Annotated in this window: 25 protein-coding genes; 16 read left to right on the plus strand and 9 right to left on the minus strand. The window is 70.1% G+C overall.

Annotated features, from left to right (window positions below; translation table 11 throughout):
- Positions 1-83: 83 nt before the first annotated feature.
- Genes DN771_RS00115 through DN771_RS29070 form a run of 4 tightly spaced genes read left to right on the plus strand, consistent with a single transcriptional unit; the run spans position 84 to position 3,929 of the window.
- Positions 84-887, plus strand: a complete 804-nt coding sequence (locus tag DN771_RS00115) for a carbohydrate ABC transporter permease (protein ID WP_205528340.1) — start codon at positions 84-86, stop codon at positions 885-887.
- A complete protein-coding gene (locus DN771_RS00120) occupies positions 884-1,705 on the plus strand; it encodes a carbohydrate ABC transporter permease (protein ID WP_116995311.1) in 822 nt (273 codons plus the stop codon). Before DN771_RS00115 ends, DN771_RS00120 begins: the two co-directional genes overlap by 4 nt.
- Positions 1,705-2,787: an ABC transporter ATP-binding protein gene (locus DN771_RS00125; RefSeq protein WP_116995312.1), complete on the plus strand. Its 1,083-nt coding sequence runs from the start codon at positions 1,705-1,707 to the stop codon at positions 2,785-2,787. The genes DN771_RS00120 and DN771_RS00125 overlap by 1 nt, the downstream gene beginning before the upstream one ends.
- On the plus strand, positions 2,784-3,929 hold the full coding sequence (locus DN771_RS29070) for a CehA/McbA family metallohydrolase (protein WP_162941374.1): 1,146 nt from the start codon (positions 2,784-2,786) through the stop codon (positions 3,927-3,929). The genes DN771_RS00125 and DN771_RS29070 overlap by 4 nt, the downstream gene beginning before the upstream one ends.
- 24 nt (positions 3,930-3,953) lie before the next feature.
- Here the strand turns inward: DN771_RS29070 and DN771_RS00140 are convergent, their stop codons facing one another.
- The gene (locus DN771_RS00140) at positions 3,954-4,577 is read right to left on the minus strand and encodes a TetR/AcrR family transcriptional regulator (RefSeq protein WP_116995315.1); all 624 of its coding nucleotides are present in this window, start codon (positions 4,575-4,577) and stop codon (positions 3,954-3,956) included.
- A gap of 222 nt (positions 4,578-4,799) precedes the next feature.
- Between DN771_RS00140 and DN771_RS00145 the strand changes: the two genes are divergently transcribed.
- The 3 genes from DN771_RS00145 to DN771_RS00155 all read left to right on the plus strand — a co-directional run bounded on the left by DN771_RS00145 (position 4,800) and on the right by DN771_RS00155 (position 8,623).
- A complete protein-coding gene (locus DN771_RS00145) occupies positions 4,800-7,451 on the plus strand; it encodes an ATP-binding protein (RefSeq protein WP_116995316.1) in 2,652 nt (883 codons plus the stop codon).
- Positions 7,448-8,113 (plus strand): Crp/Fnr family transcriptional regulator, encoded by a 666-nt coding sequence (locus DN771_RS00150; RefSeq protein ID WP_116995317.1) that lies wholly within the window; start codon positions 7,448-7,450, stop codon positions 8,111-8,113. The genes DN771_RS00145 and DN771_RS00150 overlap by 4 nt, the downstream gene beginning before the upstream one ends.
- Positions 8,114-8,182: 69 nt before the next feature.
- Positions 8,183-8,623, plus strand: a complete 441-nt coding sequence (locus DN771_RS00155) for a cyclic nucleotide-binding domain-containing protein (protein ID WP_116995318.1) — start codon at positions 8,183-8,185, stop codon at positions 8,621-8,623.
- 16 nt (positions 8,624-8,639) lie between these two features.
- On the opposite strand, the gene DN771_RS00160 is transcribed toward DN771_RS00155, so the two are convergent.
- Positions 8,640-9,308 carry a DUF2461 domain-containing protein gene (locus DN771_RS00160; protein ID WP_162941375.1) on the minus strand — a complete coding sequence of 223 codons (669 nt, stop codon included), beginning with the start codon at positions 9,306-9,308 and terminating at the stop codon, positions 8,640-8,642.
- Between the two features lie 9 nt (positions 9,309-9,317).
- Here DN771_RS00160 and DN771_RS00165 point away from each other — a divergent pair, with 9 nt between their 5' ends.
- Positions 9,318-10,226, plus strand: a complete 909-nt coding sequence (locus DN771_RS00165) for a heme-dependent oxidative N-demethylase family protein (protein ID WP_116995320.1) — start codon at positions 9,318-9,320, stop codon at positions 10,224-10,226.
- Between the two features lie 18 nt (positions 10,227-10,244).
- Here DN771_RS00165 and DN771_RS00170 read toward each other — a convergent pair whose 3' ends face one another.
- Positions 10,245-10,814 carry an FMN-dependent NADH-azoreductase gene (locus DN771_RS00170; RefSeq protein ID WP_116995321.1) on the minus strand — a complete coding sequence of 190 codons (570 nt, stop codon included), beginning with the start codon at positions 10,812-10,814 and terminating at the stop codon, positions 10,245-10,247.
- 211 nt (positions 10,815-11,025) lie between these two features.
- Between DN771_RS00170 and DN771_RS00175 the strand changes: the two genes are divergently transcribed.
- The 4 genes from DN771_RS00175 to DN771_RS00185 all read left to right on the plus strand — a co-directional run bounded on the left by DN771_RS00175 (position 11,026) and on the right by DN771_RS00185 (position 15,898).
- The gene (locus tag DN771_RS00175) at positions 11,026-13,530 is read left to right on the plus strand and encodes an ATP-dependent Clp protease ATP-binding subunit (protein ID WP_116995322.1); all 2,505 of its coding nucleotides are present in this window, start codon (positions 11,026-11,028) and stop codon (positions 13,528-13,530) included.
- A gap of 216 nt (positions 13,531-13,746) precedes the next feature.
- On the plus strand, positions 13,747-14,214 hold the full coding sequence (locus DN771_RS29075; protein WP_162941376.1) for a DUF6069 family protein: 468 nt from the start codon (positions 13,747-13,749) through the stop codon (positions 14,212-14,214).
- 71 nt (positions 14,215-14,285) lie between these two features.
- Entirely contained in the window at positions 14,286-14,636 is a 351-nt protein-coding gene (locus tag DN771_RS00180; RefSeq protein ID WP_116995323.1) for a YciI family protein, read from the plus strand.
- On the plus strand, positions 14,633-15,898 hold the full coding sequence (locus tag DN771_RS00185) for an RNA polymerase sigma factor (RefSeq protein WP_116995324.1): 1,266 nt from the start codon (positions 14,633-14,635) through the stop codon (positions 15,896-15,898). The genes DN771_RS00180 and DN771_RS00185 overlap by 4 nt, the downstream gene beginning before the upstream one ends.
- Positions 15,899-16,005: 107 nt before the next feature.
- On the opposite strand, the gene hisD is transcribed toward DN771_RS00185, so the two are convergent.
- Positions 16,006-17,388: a histidinol dehydrogenase gene (hisD, locus tag DN771_RS00190; protein WP_162941377.1), complete on the minus strand. Its 1,383-nt coding sequence runs from the start codon at positions 17,386-17,388 to the stop codon at positions 16,006-16,008.
- Between the two features lie 88 nt (positions 17,389-17,476).
- Between hisD and DN771_RS00195 the strand changes: the two genes are divergently transcribed.
- Both DN771_RS00195 and purB read left to right on the plus strand, forming a co-directional pair.
- On the plus strand, positions 17,477-18,748 hold the full coding sequence (locus tag DN771_RS00195; protein WP_116995325.1) for an adenylosuccinate synthase: 1,272 nt from the start codon (positions 17,477-17,479) through the stop codon (positions 18,746-18,748).
- Positions 18,749-18,842: 94 nt separating this feature from the next.
- Positions 18,843-20,153 carry an adenylosuccinate lyase gene (gene purB, locus DN771_RS00200; RefSeq protein WP_116995732.1) on the plus strand — a complete coding sequence of 437 codons (1,311 nt, stop codon included), beginning with the start codon at positions 18,843-18,845 and terminating at the stop codon, positions 20,151-20,153.
- 55 nt (positions 20,154-20,208) lie between these two features.
- Here the strand turns inward: purB and DN771_RS00205 are convergent, their stop codons facing one another.
- Complete coding sequence (locus tag DN771_RS00205; RefSeq protein ID WP_116995326.1) at positions 20,209-20,598, minus strand: hypothetical protein; 390 nt, start codon at positions 20,596-20,598, stop codon at positions 20,209-20,211.
- Between the two features lie 124 nt (positions 20,599-20,722).
- Between DN771_RS00205 and DN771_RS00210 the strand changes: the two genes are divergently transcribed.
- Positions 20,723-21,559 (plus strand): acyl-CoA thioesterase, encoded by an 837-nt coding sequence (locus DN771_RS00210; RefSeq protein WP_116995733.1) that lies wholly within the window; start codon positions 20,723-20,725, stop codon positions 21,557-21,559.
- A gap of 34 nt (positions 21,560-21,593) precedes the next feature.
- Here DN771_RS00210 and DN771_RS00215 read toward each other — a convergent pair whose 3' ends face one another.
- Positions 21,594-22,085, minus strand: coding sequence for an 8-oxo-dGTP diphosphatase (locus DN771_RS00215; protein WP_205528342.1), 492 nt, complete (start codon positions 22,083-22,085; stop codon positions 21,594-21,596).
- A gap of 8 nt (positions 22,086-22,093) precedes the next feature.
- Positions 22,094-23,035 (minus strand): LLM class F420-dependent oxidoreductase, encoded by a 942-nt coding sequence (locus tag DN771_RS00220; protein ID WP_116995327.1) that lies wholly within the window; start codon positions 23,033-23,035, stop codon positions 22,094-22,096.
- A 96-nt stretch (positions 23,036-23,131) separates the two neighbouring features.
- On the opposite strand from DN771_RS00220, the gene pyrE reads away from it, so the two are divergent.
- Positions 23,132-23,701 carry an orotate phosphoribosyltransferase gene (gene pyrE / locus DN771_RS00225; RefSeq protein WP_116995328.1) on the plus strand — a complete coding sequence of 190 codons (570 nt, stop codon included), beginning with the start codon at positions 23,132-23,134 and terminating at the stop codon, positions 23,699-23,701.
- A gap of 585 nt (positions 23,702-24,286) precedes the next feature.
- Here pyrE and DN771_RS00230 read toward each other — a convergent pair.
- Together DN771_RS00230 and DN771_RS00235 are read right to left on the minus strand one after the other, a co-directional pair.
- On the minus strand, positions 24,287-25,105 hold the full coding sequence (locus DN771_RS00230) for a thioesterase family protein (RefSeq protein WP_116995329.1): 819 nt from the start codon (positions 25,103-25,105) through the stop codon (positions 24,287-24,289).
- A gap of 71 nt (positions 25,106-25,176) precedes the next feature.
- A complete protein-coding gene (locus DN771_RS00235) occupies positions 25,177-25,707 on the minus strand; it encodes a DUF1697 domain-containing protein (protein WP_116995330.1) in 531 nt (176 codons plus the stop codon).
- Positions 25,708-25,735 lie beyond the last annotated feature (28 nt).

A 25,735-nucleotide genomic window follows, 5' to 3' on the forward strand; every position in this document is an offset into this window, starting at 1 on the left:
GTCGCCGCCCGCGGACTCGCGCGGGCGGCGACCTGTTCGGCGCGCGTGGAGCCGCCGCGTTCGTCACGCCGGCCGTGGCCGTGGTGGCGGTGTTCCTCATCGTCCCGGCGGTCTGGACGTTGTACCTCGGCTTCACCGACCGGACGCTCACCGGAGTCCGGGCGATCGATCCCCAGTGGATCGGCCTCGAGAACTACCGCGATGCCCTCGAGGACGACCGCTTCTGGAACTCGTTCAAGACGACCGTCCGGTACGTGCTGTTCTCGGCCGTCATCGGCCAGGCCGCCCTCGGTTTCACGTTGGCGTGGATGTTCCGGAACTGGACCGGCTGGGCACGGCGGGCCCTCGAGCTGGTGGTCGTCGCCGCCTGGATCATTCCCGGCACCGTCGTCGCCTATCTCTGGCGGGCGTTCCTCGCCGAGGACGGCACGCTCAACGCCCTCATCCCCGGCAACCCGAGGTGGTTGATCGACCACCAACTCCTGTCGATCGTGGTGTTCAACATCTGGCGCGGCACGGCCTTCTCGATGCTCCTGTTCGGCGCGGCGATCAACTCGCTGCCGCCGTCGTATCTCGAGACGGCGAAGCTGGCCGGGGCCTCGGTCCGCCAGCAGCTCACCGGCATCGTGCTGCCGTCGGTGAAGGGCTACATCCTCACCAACCTGCTGCTGATCACGCTGTGGACGTTCAACGACTTCGGTCCGTTCCTGCTCATCGGTGAGAGCTACGGCCGGCGCACCCAGGTGCTGTCGGTGTACATGTACGCCGAGGCGTTCCGTGGGGCGACGCCCCAGCTCGGCTACGGGTCGGCGATCGCCGCGCTCATCCTCGTCGTCAACCTCGTGATCGCAACGCTCTATCTACGCGCCGGCCGGTCACGCCGATGAACCCCCGTGCCCTCGCCAAGCGGGTCGCGTTCGTCGGCTTCGCGTCGCTCATCGGTGTCTTCTTCGCGGTGCCGATGTTGTGGCTCGTGTTCGCCCCGTTCAACGGCAAGCCGACGCTGCGGGCGACACCGTCCAATCCGACGTTCGACAACTTCCGCCGCGTGTTCGAACGCGACGACGTGCTGCCCGCACTGCGCAACTCGATCTTCCTCGCCGTCGGTGCGGTCGCCATCGTCATCGCTGTGGCCGCGCCGGCCTCGTACGCGCTGAGCCGGATCCGGTTCCCGGGCCGCGACGTGTTCCTCTACGTCCTGCTGCTGCTGTCGTCGGTGATCACCGGGGCTGCGGCGATCCTGCCGCTGTACCTGTTGATGTTCGGCCTCGACATGATCGACACGTTCCACGGCGTCTGGCTGGCGCTCGCCGGCGGCATGCTGCCCACGTCGATCTTCATCCTCAAGGACTTCACCGACTCCATCCCCCGCAGCTACGAGGAATCGGCCCGGGTGTTCGGTGCGTCGTCGTTCCAGGCGTTGCGGCACATCGTCATCCCCGTCATCAGGCCAGGGCTGGCCGTGATCGGCGTGTGGGGAATCGTCCAGGTGTGGGGCAACTTCCTCGTCCCCTTCATCCTGCTGCGCTCGGCCGACAAGTCGCCGGCGGCCGTGTTGATGTACAGCTTCGCCGACGAGGCGGGACGGGCCGACCTGCGGTCGATCTCGGCCTTCGCCCTCATCTACACGCTGCCCATCCTGTTGCTCTACTGGTTCGTCAACAAGCGATACGGGTTCCGATTCCACGGAGGCATCAAGAGATAGTGGCTGGGATTGAGATCAGTTCGTTGACGAAGGTGTATCCGGGTGGGGTGAAGGCGCTCGACGCCCTCGACCTGACGATCGGCGACGGCGAGTTCTTCGCCCTGCTCGGGCCGTCGGGGTGCGGCAAGACGACGTTGCTGCGCACGATCGCCGGCCTCGAGTCGGTCACCGAGGGGTCGCTCCACATCGGCGCGCGCGACGTCACCGCGCTGCCGCCCGGCGACCGCAACCTGGCGATGGTGTTCCAGGACTACGCCCTGTACCCGCACATGTCGGTACTCGAGAACATCGCCTACCCGCTGCGCATCAAGAAGGTGGCCAAGTCGAGGCGCAGCGCCGAGGCCGAACGCACGGGCGAGAGCCTCTCACTCGGCGGGTTGATGGACCGTCGCCCCGGCCAGCTGTCTGGTGGGCAGCAACAGCGCGTCGCGCTGGCCCGCGCCGTGGCGACCCGTCCCGACGTCTTCCTCTTCGACGAGCCACTGTCCAACCTCGATGCCCGCCTCCGGCTCGAGGCGCGGACGTTCATCAAACAGCTGCAACGGGACCTGGCCACGACCGCGGTCTTCGTCACCCACGACCAGAGTGAGGCGCTCGCCCTCGCCGACCGGATGGCGGTGATGGAGGCCGGTCGGATCCGTCAGGTCGGCACACCGTCCGAGCTCTTCCACCGGCCGGCGAACGTGTTCGTCGCCGGGTTCATCGGGTCGACCCCGATGAACCTCATCCCCGGCGTGGTGGTGGAGGGTGGCGTCGAGATCGACGGCGGTGTCCTGCCCGTCGACGCCGCCATCGCCGGTGCCAATGCCGGGCGAGAGGTCTTCTACGGCGCTCGGCCCGAGTACGTCGCCATCGGCCGTGACGGTGGGATCACCGGCACGGTGTCGATCACCGAGAACCTCGGCGCGTCGTTCCTCGTCACCGTCGTCGTCGGCGATGGCCAGCAGATCCGCGCGGCCGTCGAGGAGGGGACCGAGCCACAACCAGGCGACAACGTCTCCGTACTGCCGTCGGCCCGCAGGGTGCTCCTGTACGACCGTGCCGACGGGGAGCTGCTCAGCGCCGCGGAGACGAGGTCGTGAGCGTCGAGCGTCGGCACTTCACGCTCGACGACCGGGCGGTGAGCGTGTACCAGTACGTGCCGTTCGAGGTGCCGCGCGGCGCGTCGGCCTTCACCGTCACGATGGCCTACGACCGTTCGCTGGCCACCGTCGATCTCGGCCTCGACGGCCCCGACCGCTTCCGTGGCTGGTCCGGCGGCGAGCGGTCGGAGGTGACCGTCGCGCCCACGTGGGCGACGCCCGGCTACCAGCCCGGCGAGCTGGCCGGCGAGTGGCGCGTGGTGCTCGGGCTGTACCGCGTCGGCGGCGCCGGTGTCGATGTCGAGGTCGGCGTGGAGGTCCATGTCGATCCCGTCGCACCGCCCCCGGCTCCGATCGCCCCACCCCGCCCGCAGCGCCCGGAACGACGCCGCCTGCCAGCTGCCGCCGGGCGAGAGTGGCTGGCCTGCGACTTCCACAGCCACACCGTGCACTCCGATGGCGCGCTCGAGATCGTCGACTTGGCCAACCTGGCGGCATCGCGCGGGCTCGACGTGCTGGCGGTCACCGACCACAACACGGTGAGCCATCACCCGTTCCTCGCCGCGGCCGGAGCGCACGCCGGTGTCGTGCTCGTGCCCGGCCAGGAGGTAACCACCGACGAGGGCCACGCCAACGTGTTCGGCGACGTCGGCTGGATCGACTTCCGTCAGCCCGCCGAGACGTGGCGGCGCGAAGCGGCGGCGCGCGGCGCACTCATGTCCGTGAACCATCCGTGGGCCGGCGACTGCTCGTGGCGTCATCCGCTGCGGGAGCCGGCGCCCCTGGTCGAGATGTGGCACTCCACCTGGGACCGGGCCGATCCCGAGCCGTTCGAGGACTGGCCCGACCACGGCTCGATCGGCATCGGCGGCAGCGACTTCCACCGCCACGGTCAAGGGGTCGTCCCCGGCGCTCCCACCACGTGGGTGGAATCCGAGGACCGCACGGTCGGCGCCGTGCTCGCCGCGATGAGCGAGGGTCGGGTGGCGATCAGTGCATCGCCCACGTCACCGGTGCTGGTGCGTGTCGACGGTGAGTTGGTGGCCGTCGACGCCGACGGCTGCCGACTCGAATCCCCCGGGGGCGGCCTGGCCCGGCTCGTCGACCGGTCCGACGCTCGCGTCGCCGCCGTCTCGTGTTGACGCTCCGCTCGCCGATCGGTGCGGTCACACGAGTTGGGCGACGAGGGTGTCGGCGAACCAGTCGCCGAACCGCTCGACCGACCAGCCGCACTCGGTGACGAGCGAGACCATCAGCTCCTCGCTCATCAGCGCGTAGACGACGTCTGCCGCGTCGTCGACGGCCAGACCGTCGCGGAGATGACCGTGCCCGGCGAGCAGCTCCACGAGCTGACGCTGGTCGAGGCGTCGGCGTCGACGGGTCTCGTCGTAGATCGCCGCCACCTCGGGGACCGACGCGGCCCGCCGGGCCACCTCGAGCATCGGCTCGACCCGGGCGAGCACAGCCACGGCGAGGGCGGCGATCGCTCGGACGGCGCCCTCTGCGTCGGTGGCCGTCTCGACAGCGTCGACCCACCCGCGCTTGATGAGGGCGACCGGCTGGTCGTCTCCGGCGATGGTGGCGTCGAGCGCGGCGTCGAGGAGGCGGGGCTTGGTGCCGAACACGTAGTACACGGTCTGCGGCGACACGCACGCCGCCTCGGCGATCGACTCGACGGTGGTCTCGACGTATCCGTTCTCGACGAACCGTCGTCGGGCGGCCGTCACGATCTTCGCCGCCGTGCGCCGCGAACGCTCCCGTCGGCCGTCGGTCTGTGTGGTTCCACCCATGTGTCGACGCGGCTCCTCGTCCGCGGCCGGCCCCACCGGCCGGCGAAATTCGGTTGACGCCTCCGAAGATATCGGAGTAGGACTTTAAGGTCCCACTCAGAATAGTTTCCGACGTCTCCCCTCGACGCCATCCCCGACGTCACCCCCGACGTAATCGTGGCGTCCAGTCCCCCGACCCTTCGCTGTGCGCCGTGCGAGAGGCTCGTTGCTCACCGATAGCTCATGACCCCACCCCTCAGCTGGCCGGCCCCGGCCGGCGCATCGCTCGTGCCGACCGAGTCGCGCCAACGCCGCAACGCGATGGTCACGTTGCTCTTCACCGACATCGAGTCATCGGCGCGCCACTGGGAGGAGCAGCCGGCGATGTCGGCGCTCGTGGAGCGGCACTTCCATCTGCTCCGTGAGGCGATCGCAGCCCACGGCGGGACGATCTTCTCGATGATGGGCGACGGCGTCGCCGCGGCGTTCGCGTCGGTGAGCGGCGCCGTGCACGCGGCGATCGCTGCCCAGCACGACGTCGCACCGCTGGGCTTCGCCGTCCGCATGGGCATCCACGCCGGCGAGGTCGAGCAGGTCGGGCACGATCTGCGGGGTCGCACGGTCAACCGTGCAGCACGCGTGATGTCGACGGCCCAGGGCGGCCAGATCCTGCTCTCCGACGTCGCCGCGGCGCTCGTGCGAGGATCGGCCCGCCCGGTGGAGCTCGTCGACCGCGGTGTTCACATGCTCCGGGGTCTGCCCGAGCCCGAGCACCTCTGGCAGGTCGCGGTGACCGGTGACGAGCTCGACGCTCCGCAGCCGATCGGCCGGGTGGAGCCGATGGTCACCAACCTGCCGCTGCCCCGGTCGTCGCTCGTCGGCCGCAGCGCCGACGTCTGGCGAGTCCGCGGCGCTGCCGCCACCCACCGCATCGTCACCGTGGTCGGTCCGGGCGGAATCGGCAAGACCCGTCTCGCCCTCGAAGCAGCAGCGGAGGTGGCCGGTGGAGAGCGGGCGACGTGGTTCGTCGATCTCTCGCATGTGACCGTCGCCGACAATGTCGGCGACGTGGTCGGTGCCGCCGTTGGGATGCTGCCCGGGCTGGCCGGATCGGGTGCCCCGCGCCCCGACCATGGATCACCACCGGCGTTGCTCGTGATCGACAACTGCGAGCACGTCGTCGCCGCGGCCGCGGCCGCAGTCGACCGGCTGCTCACCGCTCATCCGGCACTGACCGTGATCGCCACCAGCCGCCGCCGCCTCGCCGTCGACGGCGAGCACGTGGTGGTCCTCCGGCCGCTCGATCCCGACGCCGCGTTCGCCCTGTTCTGTGAGCGCGCCGAGTCGGCGGGTGCCGAGTTGGGGCTCGTCACGCATGCGATGATCGAACGCCTCTGCCGGCGCCTGGAGGGGGTACCCCTGGCGATCGAACTGGCCGCGGCACGTGTCGCATCGCTCGGGGTGCCGGCCGTGCTCGAGCTGCTCGACGACCGGCTCGCCGCCCTCGCCGACCGTGGCTCGGGCGGCGGGCGGCACCGGACGTTGGGGGCGACGATCGACTGGTCGTACCGACTCCTCGACGCCGACCAGCAGCGGCTCTTTTGTTGGCTGTCGGTGTTTCGCAACGGGTTCGAGATCGACGCCGTGCGCAGCGTCGCCGAGGCCCAGGGGCTCGGTCCCGGTCTCGTCGCCGAGCAGTTGACGTCGCTCGTGGCCCACAGCCTGCTCACGCCCCACGTGTCGGCGGACCACGTGCGCTACCGGATGCTCGAGGCCGTCCGCGAGTTCGCCGCCGAACGCCTGGCCGAGTCGGGCGAGGCCGACCAGGCGCTCTCCGCGCACGCGGCGTGGGTCGTCGGGCTCACCGAACGCGTCGAGCACGACATCTGCACCGCCGCCGTCGAGCGCAATGCCGTGCGTCTCGAGCGCGAAGCCGACAACTGGCGGACGGCGGTGGCGACGGCCGTCGATCGCCGGTCACCCGAGATGGCGGCCCGGTTGTGCGGGCCGGCAACGGCGTTCTTCCTTCTCGGTCGTCACGATCTCGGCGACGTCGTTCGTCCGCTGCTCGAGCTGTGCACGCGGCCCGCTGACCGGCGAGCCGTGTTGAGCGCCCTGGTGGTGTCGGCGAGCGGAGCGACCGACCCCGCTCAGGTCGTCCGGTGGGTCGACGAGATCGAGGCGGTCGAGGCCGACGACCCCACCGGTCTCGGCGGCTTGATGCGTTGGATCATGCTCGCCTGGTCGGGCGACTTCGACGGGTCCGTGGCCCTGTGTGCGCGATCGAGCGACGACGAGCGGTTCGGGCCGGCGACCCGGGACCTCTTCCTCGGCATCGCCGTGCTCGACCAGTTCAGCCTCACCGCCATCACCGACGACCTGCACCAGATCGTGCCGAGGGCGCTCGACGTCGCCGATCGGGCGGACATGGCGCTGACCCGCGCCACCTGCCTGCTGGGCGCCGCCTGGGCTGTCGCCGAGCAGTCTCCGGACTGGGCGCTCGAGCTGATCGGGCGGGCGCTCGACGTGATCCCACGGGCGCCCGCCCTCGCGCGGCTGGCGCTGCCCGGCAACGCCTCGCGGCTCCTGTCGCGGCTGGCTCCCGACGTGGCGGCCCGGGGATTCCTCGACCAGCTCGACGCCCTCCCGTCCCGTCGGGCCTTCGTCGATCTGATCCCGCTGCTCTATGCCCTGGAGTTCCTGCGGAGCGGCGGGCAGCTCCCGGCCGACGTCGACCTGGCCAGTGTGCCGGTCGGGCCGTCGGCGGCGTCGGTCTCGATGATGGACTTCGTCGATCTCGCCCGGCGCGCCTCCCGTCTCGGCTCGCCGGCGGCCGTCTCGCGGTTGGAGGACTCGGTGCGCAGGGCGCTCTGTCGGATCGCGTCGGCCGCATGACCGGGTTGCTCGACCTGCTGAGCGACGACGAGCGCCACGACCTGATCGCGCGAGGACGTCAGCGCCGCTTTCCCGCCCACTCGATCCTCTTCTTCGAGGGCGACGCTCCGCACGACGTCGTCCTGGTGCGCGGTGGTGACGTCAAGGTGGTCACCACCATTGGTGGCCGGGAGGTCGTCCTCGACGTCGCCGGGCCGGGTGCCGTGGTCGGCGAGCTCGGTGTCATCGACGGTACGGAGCGTTCGGCGATGGCCGTCGCCCTGAGCGACGTCGACGCGGTCGTCGTTCCGGCGGCGGAGTTCCACGAGTTCCTCGAGCACTGGCCTGGTGCGTTGCCCAAGGTGCTCAAGTCGGTGACGCGGCGCCTCCGCGAGACGTCGCGCCGACAGGCGGAGTACGGGGCGCTCGACGCGGTCGGCCGGGTGTGCCGCCGGCTGGTCGAGCTGATCGACCGCTACGGGCAGACGGACGGCGACACCACGGTGATCGCGTCACCGCTCACGCAGGGCGACATCGCCGCGTGGGCGGGCCTCTCGCGCGAGGCGGTGGTCCGTGTGCTCCACGACCTGCGGGGACTCGGTTGGGTCCGCACGAGCGCCAAGTCGATCGTCGTCATCGACACCGATTCGGTGCGGATGCGCGCGTCGGTGTCGTCGGCGTGAGCACGATGACTCATCGATCGGGCGCGATCGGTGCCTGCGCCGCCTCGGCCGCGGGCGCACGATGACCCGATGAAGAATCGGGACTCCATCACGGCACGCATCGCCCGGCACGACCTCTTCCGTACCTGCTCGGCGAAGGAGCGCGAGGTCGCCGCCAAGACGTTCAGCGAGCACCGCGTGACCGCCGGGACCACGCTGATGCGTCAAGGTGGTCCGGCGCGCGAGTTCATGGCCATCGTCGAGGGCACGGTCTCGATCCGGCGCGACGGAGTGGAGATCGCCGAGGTCGGTCCCGGGGGCTGCATCGGCGAGATCGCCTTGCTCGACGGCGGTCGTCGCACGGCGACGGTCGTGGCGGAGTCGGGGCTGGTGGTTCTGGTGTGCGGTCCACGAGAGTTCGCCTCGATGATGGCTTCGTCGCCCAACTTCACCCGTCGCGTGGCCACGCAGCTCGCCCAGCGGGTGCGCGACACCGAGACGCTGCAGATCGGCGCGATCGTCGCGGCCTGACGGTCGGCATGTCGCGTCAGCGTTCTCGCGGCGCCGTCTCGCTCGGTCCGACGTTGCTGTCGAGCCACGAGAGCACCGGCTCGGCCTTGGCCCAGACCGCCCGGATTCGGTCTGCGGCCCGGGCCGTGTGAAGCCACGCGGGCGAGCCGAGCTCCTTGCCCGCGCTGCACCCCCGCCACCGTAGGTACTCGATGCGAGCGTGATCGCGCGAGTAGCCGCGGGGAGCGGTCGTCAAGGCCGGCTCGGCGCCCCCGCCGACGTCGAGTCCGGCCTGGCGAACCCCGGCGATCGCGGCCACGAATGCCGCGCCCGACGCCTCGGCGTCGATCGACCGCCGCATCCGGGCGATCTGGTCGGTGGCGGCGTGGTACATCCCGCCACCGACGAACAGCCCGGTCGAGCTGATCTGCACGTAGAGCATCGAGCCGCCTTCCGTCTCGGTGACGGCGCCCTGGGCGGTCTTGTACGGCGTCTTGTCGTTGGAGAAGCGCACGTCGCGGTTCATGCGGAAGATGTGGAAGGGTCCGGTCTCCGGTTCAAGCAGGTCGACGAGGGCACGCATCGGGGCGCGTACGGCCTCGTCGAACCGGGGCTTGTTGGCCTGCCACCACGCCCGCTCGTTGTTGCCTTCGAGCTCGGCGAAGAAGGCCAGGGCATCGGGCGGGAAGCCACGGAAGCTGCTCACCCACCCAGCATGCCCAGCGATACCGTCATCGCCGTGGAATCGGTGGTACGAGACCCGCAGTACGCCCCGTACGCGGACGGCCCGGGTGGGCCGTTCCGCTGGAGGCTGGCGCTGCGCCCGCTCGACCTCGCCGACTGGATCGAGCTCGGCGACCACTACGAGCGGGACGTGACACGCAAGCGGGAGGTCCAGGCCCGGCACCCGGGAACGGTGTTCGCCGCGATGCCCGAGGCTGTCGACGGCTGCGCCGAGGTGCGCGACGCGATCGTCGACCACCTCGCCACCCGCTTCCCGGAGGACTTCGCCCGCGACGGCGACGGCCTCGTGAACCGGCGCCTCGACGAGCGGGTCCTGATCGACGATCCCGACCGTCACCCGCTCGAGGTGGCGGCACGGCTCGTGCAGGAGGACCTGATCGTGATGGTCGAGGCGCCCGAGTTGGTGTTCGCCGCCGGGTCGGTCTGCTTCCCCAATCGGTGGGATCTGGCGTCGAAGCTGGGCAAGTCGCTCGTCGAGGTGCACGAACCGGTGAGCCAGCTCAACGAGCAGCTCGGTGAGCCGATCGCCAAGTTCTTCGAGCGGCTCACGCCGGCCAAGAGCTTCTGGCGGCTGGGGTGGGGTGTGCTCGACACCGACGACCTGTACCAGCCGCTCGACGGCACGGCTGCGCCCCGCTCCGGCCGTGTCGGGCTCGACGATCTCGTGGTCCGCATCGAGCGCGAGACGCTCCGCCGGTTCCCCCGCACGGGCGCCGTCCTGTTCACGATCCGCACCTACACGCGACCGCTTCGCGAGGTGGCCGCCGGCGAGCCGATGAACCGTCTGCTCGAGGCCTTGGCGACGATGCCCGACGACATCGCCGCCTACAAGCAGCTCGAGGGGATCCGCCCGGCGCTCGCCGGGCTCCTCGACGGCTGACGTCGGGCGTCGCGCCGGCTACGGGCCGGCGGGGACGACCTCGTCGACCCACTCGACCGCCTCGATGCTGGGATCGAGTCGCTCGCGTGGCGCCACGATGTGGACGTCGTGGACCCCGACGACGTGAAGGACGGTCCTCAGGTACGCCGTGTTGAAGTCGAGCGGGCTGCCGATGACGGTCCCGCTGGAGTTCGTGACGATCCACGCCCGGCGCAGATTGAGCAGCCCCTCTGGCCCGTCGGGGGTCATCCGGAACGTGATGCCGACGCGGACGACCTGGTCGATCCACGTCTTCAACGTCGCCGGGATGCCGAGGTTGTACACCGGGGCGACGAGCACCAGCTCCTCGGCCGACATCAGCTCGGCGATCAGCTCCTCGCTGAGGGCGAGCGCGCTGTGGTCGCCGTCGCCGAACGCCGCGGCCACCCACGGCACGTCGACGAACGGGAGCCCACGCGACACGTCCCGTTCGACGAGACGATCACCGTCGCCGACGACGCGGCGCACGAGCTCGTCGGCGAGGGCTCGGCTCACGGACGCGGGGTGATCCACCCCGGAATCCACACGCAACACGATCCGATCCGTCATCGGAAACTCCGTTCTCCTGAACGGCCGCGGGCGCGGGGGCCGACAATGGTCTCTCACCTCACCCGCGGGTGACGAGCGACACAGTACTCCAGGGCCGCCCTCCGTCGCGCGGTCGGAGCACTGGTTTCGTATCGGTCAAGCTGAGCCAACTCCAAGCGAAAAGTTGACAGGATATGACTCAACTTCCGATCCCATCGATACCCTTGTCGCCATGGTGCTCGACCCGAAGAAGTGGACCCTGAAGACCCAAGAGGCGGTCAGCGCGGCCGTCGATTCGGCCAAGTCCAACTCCAACCCCGAGCTCACCCCCGACCACCTGCTCGCCGCCATCGCGCGCCAGGACGACACCGTCGTCCCCGCCGTGCTCGCCAAGCTGGGTCAGGCGCCGCTCATGATCCGCAACCGCGCCGACGAGGCGGTCGCCCGCCTGCCCAAGGCGTACGGCGGCGACGATCCCCGCTTCGGGCGGGAGATCTCGGCCGTGTTCGACGCCGCGCAGCAGGCGCAGAAGGACCTCCACGACGACTACCTGTCGGTCGAGCACCTCCTGCTCGCCATGGCCGACCGCCTCGGGGTCGGCCGCGAGGAACTGCTCCAGGTGCTCGCCGAGGTTCGTGGCTCGCACCGCGTGACGTCGCCCAACCCCGAGGACCAGTTCCAGGCACTCGAGCGCTACGGCCAGGACCTCACGGCGCGTGCCCGCGACGGGAAGATCGATCCGGTCATCGGACGCGACGACGAGATCCGCCGCGTCATCCAGGTCCTCTCCCGGCGCACCAAGAACAACCCCGTGCTCATCGGCGAACCCGGCGTCGGCAAGACGGCCATCGTCGAGGGCCTCGCCCGGCGCATCGCCGACGGCGACGTGCCCGAGGGTCTCAAGAACAAGCGCCTCGTCGCCCTCGACCTGGCGTCGATGCTGGCCGGCGCCAAGTATCGCGGCGAGTTCGAGGAGCGGCTCAAGGCGGTGCTCAAGGAGATCACCGACTCGGCCGGCGAGGTCATCACGTTCGTCGACGAACTGCACACCATCGTCGGCGCCGGCGCGGCCGAAGGGGCGATGGACGCCGGCAACATGATCAAGCCGATGCTGGCGCGCGGCGAACTGCGCATGATCGGCGCCACGACGCTCGACGAGTACCGCACGCGTATCGAGAAGGACCCGGCGCTGGAGCGTCGCTTCCAGCAGGTGTACGTGGCCGAGCCGTCGGTCGAGGACACGGTCGGCATCCTTCGCGGTCTCAAGGAGCGCTACGAGGTGCACCACGGTGTGCGGATCCAGGACTCGGCGCTCGTCGCCGCCGCCGTGCTGTCGAACCGTTACCTCACCAACCGCTTCCTCCCCGACAAGGCGATCGACCTCGTCGACGAGGCGGCCAGCAAGCTGCGCATCGAGATCGACTCGATGCCCACCGAGATCGACGTCGTCGAGCGGCGCATCCTGCAGCTCGAGATCGAGCAGGTCGCCCTCGAGAAGGAGAGCGACGACGCCTCCAAGGCCCGCCTCGAGGCGCTCGTCGACGAGCTCGCCCAGCTCAACGCCGAGTCGGCCGAGATGAAGAAGCACTGGGAGGCCGAGCGTCAGGCCATCGACGCCATCCGCACGCTCAAGGAGGAGCTCGAGGGCCTGCGCATCCAGCTCGAGCGGGAAGCCGACCTCAACGTCGCCGCCGAGATCCGCTACGGCCGCATCCCCGAGCTCGAGCGTCGCATCGACGAGGCCACCGCTCACCTCGACGAGCTGCAGTCCGGGAACCGCATGCTCAAGGAGGAGGTCGACGCCGAGGACATCGCCGAGGTCGTCGGCAAGTGGACCGGCGTGCCGGTCAGCCGGCTGATGGAGTCCGAAGCGGCCAAGCTCATCCATCTCGAAGACGAGTTGCACCAGCGGGTCATCGGCCAGGACGACGCGGTCACCGCGGTGGCCAACGCCATCCGACGCAGCCGAGCCGGGCTGTCCGACCCGCACCGTCCCATCGGGTCGTTCATGTTCCTCGGGCCCACCGGCGTCGGCAAGACCGAGCTCGCCCGGGCCCTCGCCGAGTTCCTGTTCGACACCGACCAGGCGATGGTTCGCATCGACATGAGCGAGTACATGGAGAAGTTCTCGGTGTCCCGCCTGATCGGGGCGCCCCCCGGCTACGTCGGCTACGACGAGGGTGGCCAGCTCACCGAGGCCGTGCGCCGGCGCCCGTACTCGGTCGTCCTCCTCGACGAGATCGAGAAGGCCCACCCCGACGTGTTCGGCGTGCTGCTGCAGGTGCTCGACGACGGCCGCCTCACCGACGGCCAGGGACGCACGGTCGACTTCACCAACGTCGTGCTGATCATGACGTCGAACCTCCCGGGCGACCCGCTCGAGTTCTTCAAGCCCGAGTTCGTCAACCGCGTCGACGACATCATCCGCTTCCGCTCGCTGGCGCCGGCCGACCTCACCCGCATCGTCGAGGTCCAGCTCCAGACGTGGCGGGACCGGCTCGCCGATCGTCGCATCGCGCTCGACGTGAGCCCGGTGGCGATGGAGCTGCTGGCCACCGAGGGCTACGACCCGGCGTTCGGCGCCCGTCCCCTGAAGCGCATCATCCAGCGCGAGATCGGCGACCGGGCGGCCGTGCTGCTGCTCGAGGGCAAGGTCGTCGACGGCGGCACGATCACCGTCGACGTCGCCCTTGACGCCGACGGCCACGGCACCATCACCGTCACCCCCGGCTCCTGACGGCCCGACTCGTCTGCTGGCGCGAAGACCCTCTGCCACCGGTTTCTCGCGCCAGCAGAACGAGGCGATGGGTTCTGCTGGCGCGAGAACGTCGTGGAACGGCCTTTTCGCGCCAGCAGAAGTTTTTCGGCGACGGGTGTCGATCGGCGGAGATCCGTTCGTCGTGGTGATGAGAGGCGCACGACGCACCTCCATCACCACCCGAAAGGATCAACCATGACCGCCACCGCCGTCCCCGCCACGATCACCCCGTCCACCCCGTCCACCCCGGCCACCCCGTCCACCCCGTTCGCCGAGGTCACACCGCGGCGCCGGGTCCCCGTCCTCCGCGCCACCGCCGTGGCCGCCGTCGCCGCGTCGGCCGGAGCGATGGCCGTCGCCGGCGCCGCCCGGGCCGGCGGCGTTCCGTTCCGCATCGACGGCGAGCAGATCCCCGTCGGCGGCTTCGCCACCCTCACGCTCGTCGGCGTCGTCGTCGGCGGGTTGCTGCTGGCCGCGCTCAACCGCTTCTCGGTGGCGCCCCGCCGCCGCTTCGTGCAGATCGCCGCAGCTCTGACCGCAGCGTCGTGCATCCCGTCGTTGACCTCACCGCCCGACACGGCGAGCAGACTGGGTCTCGTCGCCGCCCACGTGGTCGCCGCCGTCATCGCCGTCCCGCTGCTCGCCCGCCGAGCCCGCGGGTGACCTCCGGATCATCGCTCACTTCCGCCCTCCAGCACCGTCCTCATTCACGAACACCGACGAAGGAACCTGCAATGCCTCAGTACCTGATGTCCGTCTGGCACGACGACGACTACGACACGGGTTTCGACACCCCCGATGCCCAGCGCCAGTTGGCCAAGGTCAGCGCGCTCAACGAGGAGATGATGGGCGTCGGCGCCTGGGTCTTCGGCGGTGGGCTGCGTCCCGCCTCGTCGGCCACCGTGGTTCGCGCCGCCGGCTCCGAGGTGTCGATGATCGACGGCCCGTACGCCGAGACCAAGGAGCAGATGGGTGGCTTCTGGGTCATCGAAGCCGCCGATCTCGATGCCGCCCTCCAGTGGGCCGCCAAGGCCACCGTGGCGTGCGAACAGCCCGTGGAAGTCCGGCCCTTCGAGTCGGAATGACCGGTGGCGGCGACGAGCTGGCGGAGGTGTTCCGGCGGGAGTCGGGACGCTGCACGGCCACGCTGATCCGGGTCCTCGGCGACGTCGACCTCGCCGAGGACGCCGTCGCCGAGGCCTTCGCCATCGCAGCCGACGTGTGGCCGCAGACCGGGTTGCCGCCCAATCCCGGAGCGTGGATCACCACGACTGCCCGCAACCGGGCCATCGACCGCCTGCGCCGAGAGTCGTCGCGAACCGACCGCTACGTCGCCGCTCACCGTCTCCACGAGACCGACATGGACGCCTCCTCCAACCCGTACCGGGACGAGTTGCACGAGCTGGATCAGCTCGTCGACGTCGTTCCCGACGATCAGCTCCGCCTGATGTTCCTGTGCTGCCACCCGGCGCTCGCCACCGATGCCCAGGTGGCCCTCACCTTGCGCCTGCTCGGCGGCCTCGAGACCCCCGACATCGCCGCCGCCTTCGTCGTGCCCGAGGCCACGATGGCCCAGCGCATCGTGCGGGCCAAGCGCAAGCTCCGGGACAACCACGCGCCGTACCGGGTGCCCGCGGCCGCCGAGCTGCCCGATCGGCTGCACGCCGTGCTGGTGGCCATCTCGTTGGTGTTCACCGCCGGCCACACGGCCCCGAGCGGGGAATCGCTCGTCCGGGTCGATCTGTCCGACGAGGCGATCCGGCTCGGCCGGGTGCTCGTCGAGTTGATGCCCGACGAGCTCGAGGCGGTGGGTCTGCTCGCCCTCATGCTCCTCACGGACGCCCGTCGCGAGACCAGGCTCGACGAACACGGTCGCATGGTCCGCCTCGCCGATCAGGATCGCAGCCGGTGGGATCGCCAGCGGATCGACGAGGGGCATCGGCTGGTGCGGGCGTGCCTCCGCCGCAACCAGCCGGGCATGTTCCAGATCCAAGCGGCGATCGCCGCGGTCCACACCGATGCGCCGACCGCCGACGCCACCGCGTGGGATCAGATCGTCGCCCTGTACGACCAGCTGTACGCGCTCCGGCCCGACGCGGTAGTGGCGACCAACCGGGCCGTCGCCATCGGCGAGTTGCACGGCCCGCACGACGCCCTGTTGGCGTTGGACCTGGTGGACGGCGACGCCGTGGAGAGCTACCAGCCATACCACGCCGCGCGGGCCGGGGTCCTGGCCCGCTGCGGACGTACGGCCGACGCCGTGGCGGCGTTCGACCGGGCGCTCGCCCTGACTGACAATCCCGTCGAGCGCCGCTTCCTCGAGGACGAGCGCGCCCGGCTGGTCTGACACTCCGTCTCGGCGAACGCTGGTCATGCGAAGTCGTCCGAGTACGGGAGGCCCCGATCCGGGCGCTTCCGTACTCGGGTCAGCTCCGGTACTCGGGTGAGGAGACCTCAGGCGAGATCGCGGCGGCGGATGGCGGCGGCGTGGGCGGGGAAGCCCTCGTGGTCGGCGAGGGCGACGACCGACGGGGCCATGCGGGCCAGCGCCGTGGCGTCGGCGCGGGCGACGGCCGTGCGCTTGACGAACGTCGCCGCCGTGATGCCCGACGACACCGCGGCGAAGCCGGACGTCGGCAGCGACGCCGGGCAGCCGACCACGAAGTTGGCGGCGCTGAACGGCAGGTGCTGACCGACGAGGATCTCGCCGGCGTTGACGAGGGCGTCGACGACGCGCGCTTCGTGTTCCGGCGCCACGGCGACCTGGAGGTGTTCCGGGCCGAAGCGGTTGGCCACGGCCACGGCGTCATCCAGGTCGGCGGTGACGACGGCGCCGCCGTTGGCGCCGAGCGAGGCCCTGGCGGCCATCGCCCGGGCCTCGGGCAGGTCGGCGAGCTGAGATTCGAGGGCGGCGTCCACGGCCGCCACCAGCTCGATGTCGGGGGTGACCAGCACGACCGAGGAGTCGGTGCCGTGCTCGGCCTCGACCAGCAGGTCGGCCGCCAGCCGAGCCGGGTCGGCGGAGGCGTCGGCGACGACGAGGCTCTCGGTCGGGCCGAGAAGCATCATCGTGACCACGCCGTGGCGCTGCATCTCGACCTGGGCGAGCGTCACTGCCGGTGAGCCCGGGCCGACGATCATGCGGACCTTGGGGATCGACCCCCCCATCGACTCGGTGCCGAAGCCCATCGCCGCGATGCCGGCCGGGCCGTTGACGACGAAGACATCGGTGATCCCGAGCTTGCGACAGACGACGAGCACGGCGGGATCGGCGAGGTCGTCGCCACGGCGGGCACCAGGAAGCGGGGGCACGGCCACCACGATGCGGCCGACCCCGGCGACCGTCGCCGGTACACCGAGCTGATAGGCGACGCTGGGGTAGCTCGCCTTCGCCGACGGGACGTACAGCCCCACCGACTCCACGGGGGTGATCTTCTCGCCGACCGACAGACCGGGCTCGGCGTCGAACGACCAGTCGCCCAGCCGGGCCAGCTGGTGCTCGTTGAACGCCCGGCAATGGGCGATGGCGTCGTCGAGCGCGACGTCGAGCTCGTCGCTCACCGTCGCCGCCTCGATCAACTCGGCCGGCACCCGCAGCTGGTCGGGGGTGAGCACGGCGTCGTCGAACCTCGCCAGCGCGTCACAGACGGCGGCATCGCCACGGGCCTGCACGTCGTCGATCAGATCGGTGATCGACGACCGCAGCGCCGGGGCGAAGATGTCGTCGAGCCCGCGGGCGAACAGGGCGTCGCGCGCCGCGTCGTCCATCTCGTTCCAGCGCTGCACCCGCAGCACGTTCGTTGCGTTGTCCGGCCAGGCAGGCCGCGTCGTCGTCACCCACGAGACGGTATCGGCCGGCTCTCGCCGCCGCCCCACGACTTGACGGCCTGGGTGGCCCCCGGTAGCCAGCACTAGCCTGGGGCAAATGCCAGTCACCGTCGTCGTCGGCGCGCAATGGGGAGACGAGGGGAAGGCCAAGGTCATCGACCTGCTCTCCAAGGAGCACGGCTACGTGGTCCGCTACCAGGGGGGACACAATGCCGGCCACACCGTGGTCGTGGGCGGCGAGAGGTACGCCCTGCAGCTCACGCCGAGCGGCGTCTTCTACGACCATGTGATCCCCGTCATCGGCAACGGCGTCGTCGTCGACCTGCCGACGCTGTTCGCCGAGATCGACGCCCTCACCGCTCGAGGGATCAGCTGCGAGCGGCTCCGCGTGTCGAGCCTCGCCCACCTCATCTTCCCGTGGCACCAGGCCCACGACGCCATCGCCGAGGCGATGCGGGGCGACGACAAGATCGGCACCACGCTCAAGGGGATCGGTCCGGCGTACGCCGACAAGGCCCGGCGCGTCGGCATCCGCGCCGGCGACGTCCTCGATCCGGAGCGCTTCGCCGAGCACGTGCGGGCGAGGGCGCTCGCCGAGAACAAGCTCATCGCCGAGAGCGGGGGCGAACCGGTCGACGTCGACGGGGTGGTGGCCACGTTCCGCGATCTCGGCGCTCGGCTCGTTCCCTACGTCACCGACACGGTCAGCCTGCTCCATGACGCCCTCGCCACCGGGGCGCACGTGCTGCTCGAGGGAGCGCAGGCGACGTTCCTCGATCTCGACCACGGCACCTATCCGTACGTCACCTCGTCGAACCCGACCGCCGGCGGTGCCTGTGCCGGCACCGGCCTCGGGCCGCGTGACATCGACCGCATCGTCGGCATCACCAAGGCCTACACCACACGCGTCGGCTCGGGACCGTTCCCCACCGAGCTCACCGACGACGACGGCGACCGGCTCGTCGACGTCGGGCGGGAGTTCGGCACGGTGACCGGGCGCCGCCGCCGGGCCGGCTGGCTCGACTGCGTCATGCTGCGCCAGGCGGTGCGCCTCAACAGCCTCACCGAACTGGCGTTGACCAAGCTCGACGTGCTCGACGGCTTCGACACGGTGAAGGTGTGCACCGACTACCGCGTCGACGGCCGCACGCTCACGTCGTACCCCGATCGGGCCGACGTGTTGGCCAACGTCGAGCCGGTGTACGAGACGCTCGAGGGCTGGGGCACCGGCCTCGGCGGCGTCCGCGAACCGGCGAACCTCCCGGCGGGTGCGAGGGCGCTGATCGAGCTCGTCGAGCGCCAGGTCGGCGTGCCCGTCCGTGTCGTCGGCGTCGGTGCCGAACGCGACGATTACCTGATCTGGAGCTGACGATGACCGCTGGTGGACGCCAACCGAGTGTCGAACGTCCGATAGGGGGGCGCCCGACACTCCGGAGCACTTCAACACTCGGGTGGGTCGGGGCGTGATTCCGAGGTACACCACGCCGGAGATGGGGGAGGTGTGGGCCGACACCACCAGGTTCGGGCGCTGGCTCGAGATCGAGTTGCTCGCCACCGAGGCCCACGCCGCGCTCGGCGTCGTCCCTGACGCCGACGCCGTCGCCTGCCGCGAGCGCGCCCCGCAGACCGACGCGGCGTTCGTCGCCGCCGTCTCCGAACGGGAACGGATCACCGACCACGACGTCGCCGCGTTCGTCGACGTGGTCCAGGCGGCGATCGGTGCCCCGGCCGGGTCGTGGATCCACTACGGGCTCACCTCGTCGGACGTCGTCGACACGGCCCTGTGCCTCGCGATGCGCGACGCCGGCCGGCTCCTCGTCAGCGCCGCCGACACCCTGATCGCCACCGTCACCGACCTGGCGACGACCCACCGGGACACCGTCATGATCGGCCGGACCCACGGCATCCACGCCGAACCGACGACGTTCGGAGCCAAGGCGGCCCTGTGGGCGCTGCAACTCGATCGCGACCGCACACGCTTGCGCACGGCAACAGAGACCGTAGCGGTGTGCAAACTGTCGGGCGCCGTCGGCACCTACTCCAACGTCGAGCCGGCCGTCGAGCACCACGTCGCCGAGGCTCTCGGGCTCACGGCGGTTCCGGCGACCCAGGTGATCGCCCGCGACCGGCACGCCGAGCTCCTCTATGCCTGTGCGTCGACCGCGGCGACATGTGAGTTGATCGCCGTCGAGCTCCGGCACCTCCAGCGCACCGAGGTGGGCGAGGTGCTCGAAGGCTTCAAACCGGGCCAGAAGGGCTCGTCGGCGATGCCGCACAAGCGCAACCCGATCTCGGCCGAGACCATCAGCGGTCTCGCCCGCGTGGTTCGCTCGAACCTGCTCGCCGCACTCCAGGACGTCGCCCTGTGGCACGAACGGGACATCTCCCATTCATCGGTGGAGCGGATCATCGTTCCCGACTCGACGACGCTGGTGCACTACTGCCTGCAACGACTCAATCGGCTCCTCGGCGGCCTCGTGGTCAACGTCGACCGCATGCGGGACAACCTGTGGTCGAGCCGCGGCTTGGTGTTCAGCCAGCCGGTGCTCCTGGCGCTCGTCGCGGCGGGACGCTCTCGCGACGACGCCTATCGGATCGTGCAGCGCAACGCCCTGCGTTCCTGGGAGGAGGGTGTCGACTTTCGTCAGTTGCTGGAGAACGACGCCGACGTGACGCTCACGCCGCAACAACTCGACGAGGCCTTCGACCTCGCCCGTTCCGTCCGAAACATCGACCGAGTTTTCAGCGAACTGCACTCGATGGCGAGTCGCTGACGAGATCGTCGATGGTCCGGGCGGCGGTTGACCACCGCCCGGATCGCCGGACAGTTCACGAGCCCTTGCGGGTGATTCCTGCCTTCTTCAGCACCGCGGCATCGACGCCGACTTCGCGCCATGCGGAGTAGTTGATTCCCTGACGCTCGCCGTAGGACTTGGCCACGGAGATGAAGGACTTCTCGATCGCCGCGTGATCGACCCCCGACGAGCGGGTGTGCAACTCCTTCTCGAGATTGCGCCGTTCCTGACGAAGCTTCAATTCAGTCAACGGATCGGCATCCGCCAGTTCGGCCTCGATGGCCTTCAAGCGTGCTTTGATCGAATCCGGGGTGCGTCGCCGGCCACGACGTGGCTTGTTGGCGCGCAGCGACTCGAGGTACTCACGAACGGCGCGTCCCTCGATCCGCCCGAGCGCCAACGCGGCCTTGTGCTCGTCGGTCATGGGGCTCTTGGGGCCTCTTTTTGCTGCCATACCTGAAACTCTACGATGTTCAAAGACCCAAAAGGCAACAGTCTTTGTGGTGCCGCCGGCAAAACGCAGAATGCGACTGAATAGAGTCGTGTCGATGTTCGAACTGGAGCCCCACGGACCCGACACGTTTGTGGGAAGCGGGCCGGAGTATCCCTGGCACAGCCTGTACGGCGGACAGATCGTTGCCCAGGCCCTTCGGGCCGCAGCGCTCACCGTCGAAGCCGACAAGCCACCCCATTCCCTGCGCGCCTATTTCATCCGGCGCGGCGATGATCGCGAGCCCGTGCGCTACGAGGTCGACCGCATCCGCAACGGTCGCAGCTTCTCGACGCGCCGTGTCGTCGCTCGCCAGGCGGTCGGGGCCATCCTCAACCTGGAGGCCTCGTTCCAGCGCTTCGAGGAGTCACTGACGATCCAGACCGTGACGATGCCGCGGAACGTACCGAGCCCCGACAGCCTCGACGACGTGTCGTGGATCGAGACGTTCGAGCGTCGCGACGTCCCCGACGATGCCGGCGACCTGGGCGAACGCACCGGTGGCGGGCGCCTGCTCCGATGGTTCCGGCACACGGGGTCGCCGGGTGAGCTCGACGACCCGGCGGCCGCCCTGCTGCATCAGTGCTGGCTCGCCTACATCTCCGACGACGTGCCGGCCGAGGCGGTCCTCCACTCCCATCCGCAGTACGTGCCGCGTCCCCCGGTGCCGCCGGGCGAGCCGCAGCGTCCGGACGACGGCGAGAGCACGAACTACGGGGCGAGCCTCGACCACACGATCTGGTTCCACCGCCCGATGCGAGTCGATCAATGGCACCTTCACGATGTGACCTGCCATGGCTTCGTCGGTGGGCGCGGACTGTCCATCGGTCACGTGTTCGCGCTCGACGGGACGCACACCGCCACCTACGCCCAAGAATTCCTCGCCCGCTTCTGAGAGCGCTGTCGCCGAGCGCGCTGCTGAGCCGGAATCAGGGTCCCGTGATGTCGAGGTGATGGTCGACCATGGTGTCGCCGTCGAAGACGAATCGGCCGTCGATGGAACTGCCGGCGAGCACCGCAGGTAGCCACAGTTGGTCATCGGCCCACATCTCGTCGAACGGCAGGCGATCGATCGGGAACCAATGGGGTATGGCCTCGTCCGTGACAGTGGGGACACCCGTGTACGAGTGGGCGACGAACACATAACCGTGCAGTCGGTAGCCGTCGAGGAACTGGAAGCGCAGCTCGCCGCGAACTTCGATGTCGCCAGGTTCGACGACGACCTCCTCGATGGTCTCCCGGATCGCCGCCTCGAGTGGCGTCTCACCCGGCTCCAGCCGACCGCCCGGACCGTTGAACTTGCCCGCGCCGAGGCCACGCAGTTTGCGGATCAGCAGAACGTCGTGGCCGCAGCGGACGAACATCAGCGTCGCCACGTTGTCGGGCTCCCACGTCGCCCAGTCGATCTCGTCGAGCGTCACGGCGGCGCTCAGGCGGTGAGCGACGCCAGGGTGTCGAGATGGTCGAGGTCGGCGAGGTCGAGCACCTGGAGGTACACCCGCTCGGCGCCGGCGTCCTGCCAACCCTGCAGCGTGGCCTGAGCCTGTTCCACCGTCCCCGCCACACCGTTCTCACGGAGCTCATCGGGCTCGCGGCCGATCGCCTTGGCCCGGCGCTCGAACTCGGTGTCGTCGCCGCCGACCGCGGCGACGAGCGCGGCCGAGAAGGTGATCGTCGACGGGTCGCGGCCCGCCTCCTCGCACGCGGCGATGACGCCCGCCCGCAGGGAGACGAAGTCGTCGAGCGTCTTGAAGGGAGTGTTGAACTCGGCGGCATACCTGGCGGCGAGCGCCGGGGTGCGCTTCTTGCCGCCGCCACCGATGATGATCGGCACGCCGCCGTCCTGCACCGCCTTGGGAAGGGCGGGGGAGTCGATCACCCTGTAATGGTCGCCGTCGAACGAGAAGCGCTCACCGACCGGTGCGGCCCATAGCCCGGTGATGAGGGCCAGTTGCTCCTCGAGCCGGTCGAACCGCTCACCCAGATCGGGGAACGGGATGGCGTAGGCGTCGTGCTCGGCCTGGTACCAGCCGGCGCCCAGGCCGAGGTCGACCCGGCCGCCCGACATCTGGTCGACGCCGGCGACCTGGATGGCCAGCACGCCGGGGTGCCGGAACGTCGCCGATGTCACGAGCGTGCCGAGACGGATGGTCGACGTGTCTCGAGCGAGGCCGGCGAGCGTCGTCCAGGCATCGGTCGGGCCGGGAAGGCCGCCCGCCTCGAGGGCACCGCCCATCGCCAGATAGTGGTCGGACCGGAAGAACGCACCGAAGCCGAGCGCCTCGGCCTTGGTCGCCACGGCGAGCAGATCGTCGTAGGTGGCGCCCTGTTGGGGCTCGGTGAAGATGCGGAGCTGCGAGATGTCGAACACGGCGCCACGTTAGGGTCCGCCGCAGGATTTCCTGTGGCGGACTCTCATGGAGGCCGGACCGGTTCCGCCTACGGTCGCGTTGGTAGCGTCGCCGCCATGGCCGACCTCCCGCCCCTCGACCCGGCGCGCGCCGCGTTGCGTGACCACGTGCTCGCCCACTCGGTGAAGCACGGCCAGTTCACGCTGAAGTCGGGCGCCACGAGCAGCTGGTTCCTCGACACCAAGCAGACGGCCTGCCGGCCCGAAGGGATCCTGCTGGTCGCCGACGTCGCCCTCGATCTCATCCCTGCCGACGCGAACGCGATCGGCGGCCTCACGGTCGGCGCCGACCCGGTCGCCTACGGCGTGGCCGCGGTCGGGGCGACGCGGGGCCGGTCGTTGCGCAGCTTCACGGTGCGCAAGGAGGCCAAGGACCACGGGGTGACCGGTCGGGTCGCCGGCGCCCTCCAGCCGGGCGATCGGGTCGTCATCACCGAGGACACGGTCACCCGCGGCACCTCGCTGCTCGAGGCGGCCGAAGTGGTGCGGGCGTTCGGCGCCGAGCCGGTGCTGATCACGGTCATCGTCGACCGCGGCGGTACGTGCGCGGCGATGGCCGAGGCCGCCGGCATTCCCTTCGCCCCGATGCTGACGGCTCCCGACCTCGGCTTCCCCTTCGGCTCGTAGCGGCTCGCCCGCCCCATCCGGATTCGTGAACTGCTCTCGTCGCGTTTTCGGGCGCTCCTGTCGCTTTCATGGGTTCTGAACGGTGGAAGTGCGCACGGGGTGGGCCTCTGGGAGCGCGCTGGGTCGGCACGTCGGCGGGGCCGTCGCGCCTCTCTCGTCTTCTGCTGGCCGCTGGTCGGTCCGCTTCGCCGGTGACGGCTGCTGCTCCGAAGGTGAGGTCGACGTCGGTGGCCGGGTGGACGCTGGACAACGTCGAGAATCTGGGGCTCGATCGTGCCATTCGGTGACCTGGGGCTGGATCGTGACGAAAACCGTCACGATCCAGCCCCCGAAAACATCCCCACGAGCCGAGCCGGCGTCGAGACCCCGAGGTAGATGACGGAGATTGCGGCAACCGCAACCGGCGACCCAAACCGCCCAGTCACACCGACAAGGCGCCGGCGTCCGACGACCGACGACGGCACTCCAGCCTCAGGAGCAGACGATCGTGCCGAAGTAGAGCGGTCACACCTGTTCCTGACCCACAGGTCCGACAGGAGCGCCCGAAACGCGACCGTCGGAGGCTGAGAATCAGGTCTTCGGGCATCAGGCGGGGCGGAGGAGCATCGTCTGGGTCGCGGTGCCGACGGGACCCGAATCGTCGAACAGGGTCGACGCCACGAGGCCGATGCCGTCGGGCTGCCACTGCGACACCGACCGCATGCCCAACCACTCGCCGACCGGGCTGCGGTGGACGGCGATGGCCAGATCGGGGTTGACGAAGCTCACCGTCTCGGCCTCGGCGTGCCGGCTGAACGCGTTGCCGCAGTCGGCGAGCGGGCAGATGCGCTGGAACGCTGTCGGCTCCTCGCCGGCCACGATGCCGATGGTGCGCATCCAGACCGTGCTCGAACCGATGTCGCCGGCGACGGTGCCCTGCGGGTAGCGCATCTCCACCGAGTCGCGGAACCCGGTGAGCCCGTGGCGGATCTTGCGGATCGGGAACCTGCCGGGAACGGCGTCGGCGAACTGCGGCCACTCGATCCCTGCGTTGTCGAGTGGACCGTCGAACATCGGGGTTTCGAGGGTGGCGATGTGCAGCCCGATCGCCGTGGCGCGCACGACCCCGTCGACGTCGCTCAGCGTCACCGCGGTGGCCGCCACCGACCGCCCCGACCTGGTGACGGTCGCGCGGATCGAGAAGCCGGCCATCGGCACCGGCTTGCCGAGGTCGACCGTGACGCGCACGAGGCGCATCGTCGGGACGGCCTGTTCCATCGCCCGCACGAGCAGCGCCGTCGGCGGCCCGCCATGACATGCCTCGGGGTCCCAGGGACCGCGGGCGAACTCGCTGGGCGTGAACCACTCGGCGTCGGCGCCGTCGATCGTGCGCAGTTCGGGAGCGGCGAAGTACGTGTCGGACACGCGCCGAGGTTACGGGTGGGATCCGCCCGGGATCGGATCCGGTCTCTCGCCAGCGGGCGCATGGTCGGTCGTCACAGGCCGTCGGCAAGGGCCAGCACGGCGGCGATCGTGCCCAGGTTCCGCGTGGTCGTGGCGACCTTCGACGCCCCGGCGTACCGTCCGCCCAGCTTGCTGCGTCCGAGTCCGTTCGGGGTGTACAGGTGCACGACCCCGGGGCCGACCTGCCACTGCTCGCCGTCGGTCGCGTACGGCGTCGGATCACCGAGCTCGGCCGGATCTCCGTCGACGAACACGAGGAACGCCTGCGACGGGTCGGCGTCGCGGTACGGGCTGGCGTCGAGGTGGGCCGCCACGTCGGCAGCTTCGAACGCCATGACGGCGGGGGCGAATCCGTGGGCTCGCCGGATGGTCTTGGCGATGGCCGCCGCGTCATCGGCCGGGGTGCCTTGATCTCGCGTCCGGTACACGACGTTGCCGCTCTGGATGTACGTGCGGACGTCGCCAAAGCCCACCGCTTCGAGGTCGGCGCGCAACGCAGCCATCGGCACCTTGTGGCGCCCGCCGACGTTGATGCCGCGGATGAACGCCACGCGCACGCTCACGCTTGCTCGGCCCCGACTACGAGATCGA

This window comes from Desertimonas flava (genome assembly GCF_003426815.1).
GTDB classification, from domain to species: Bacteria; Actinomycetota; Acidimicrobiia; order Acidimicrobiales; family Ilumatobacteraceae; genus Desertimonas; species Desertimonas flava.

Bases quoted from the DNA above. Each gene is read 5' to 3' on its own strand.
- DN771_RS00120 (WP_116995311.1), top strand. From the start codon at position 884: ATGAACCCCCGTGCCCTCGCCAAGCGGGTCGCGTTCGTCGGCTTCGCG.
- DN771_RS00140 (WP_116995315.1), bottom strand. From the start codon at position 4,577: ATGGGTGGAACCACACAGACCGACGGCCGACGGGAGCGTTCGCGGCGC.
- DN771_RS00145 (WP_116995316.1), top strand. From the start codon at position 4,800: ATGACCCCACCCCTCAGCTGGCCGGCCCCGGCCGGCGCATCGCTCGTG.
- DN771_RS00150 (WP_116995317.1), top strand. From the start codon at position 7,448: ATGACCGGGTTGCTCGACCTGCTGAGCGACGACGAGCGCCACGACCTG.
- DN771_RS00155 (WP_116995318.1), top strand. From the start codon at position 8,183: ATGAAGAATCGGGACTCCATCACGGCACGCATCGCCCGGCACGACCTC.
- DN771_RS00165 (WP_116995320.1), top strand. From the start codon at position 9,318: ATGCCCAGCGATACCGTCATCGCCGTGGAATCGGTGGTACGAGACCCG.
- DN771_RS00170 (WP_116995321.1), bottom strand. From the start codon at position 10,814: ATGACGGATCGGATCGTGTTGCGTGTGGATTCCGGGGTGGATCACCCC.
- DN771_RS00175 (WP_116995322.1), top strand. From the start codon at position 11,026: ATGGTGCTCGACCCGAAGAAGTGGACCCTGAAGACCCAAGAGGCGGTC.
- DN771_RS29075 (WP_162941376.1), top strand. From the start codon at position 13,747: ATGACCGCCACCGCCGTCCCCGCCACGATCACCCCGTCCACCCCGTCC.
- DN771_RS00180 (WP_116995323.1), top strand. From the start codon at position 14,286: ATGCCTCAGTACCTGATGTCCGTCTGGCACGACGACGACTACGACACG.
- DN771_RS00185 (WP_116995324.1), top strand. From the start codon at position 14,633: ATGACCGGTGGCGGCGACGAGCTGGCGGAGGTGTTCCGGCGGGAGTCG.
- DN771_RS00195 (WP_116995325.1), top strand. From the start codon at position 17,477: ATGCCAGTCACCGTCGTCGTCGGCGCGCAATGGGGAGACGAGGGGAAG.
- DN771_RS00205 (WP_116995326.1), bottom strand. From the start codon at position 20,598: ATGACCGACGAGCACAAGGCCGCGTTGGCGCTCGGGCGGATCGAGGGA.
- DN771_RS00210 (WP_116995733.1), top strand. From the start codon at position 20,723: ATGTTCGAACTGGAGCCCCACGGACCCGACACGTTTGTGGGAAGCGGG.
- pyrE (WP_116995328.1), top strand. From the start codon at position 23,132: ATGGCCGACCTCCCGCCCCTCGACCCGGCGCGCGCCGCGTTGCGTGAC.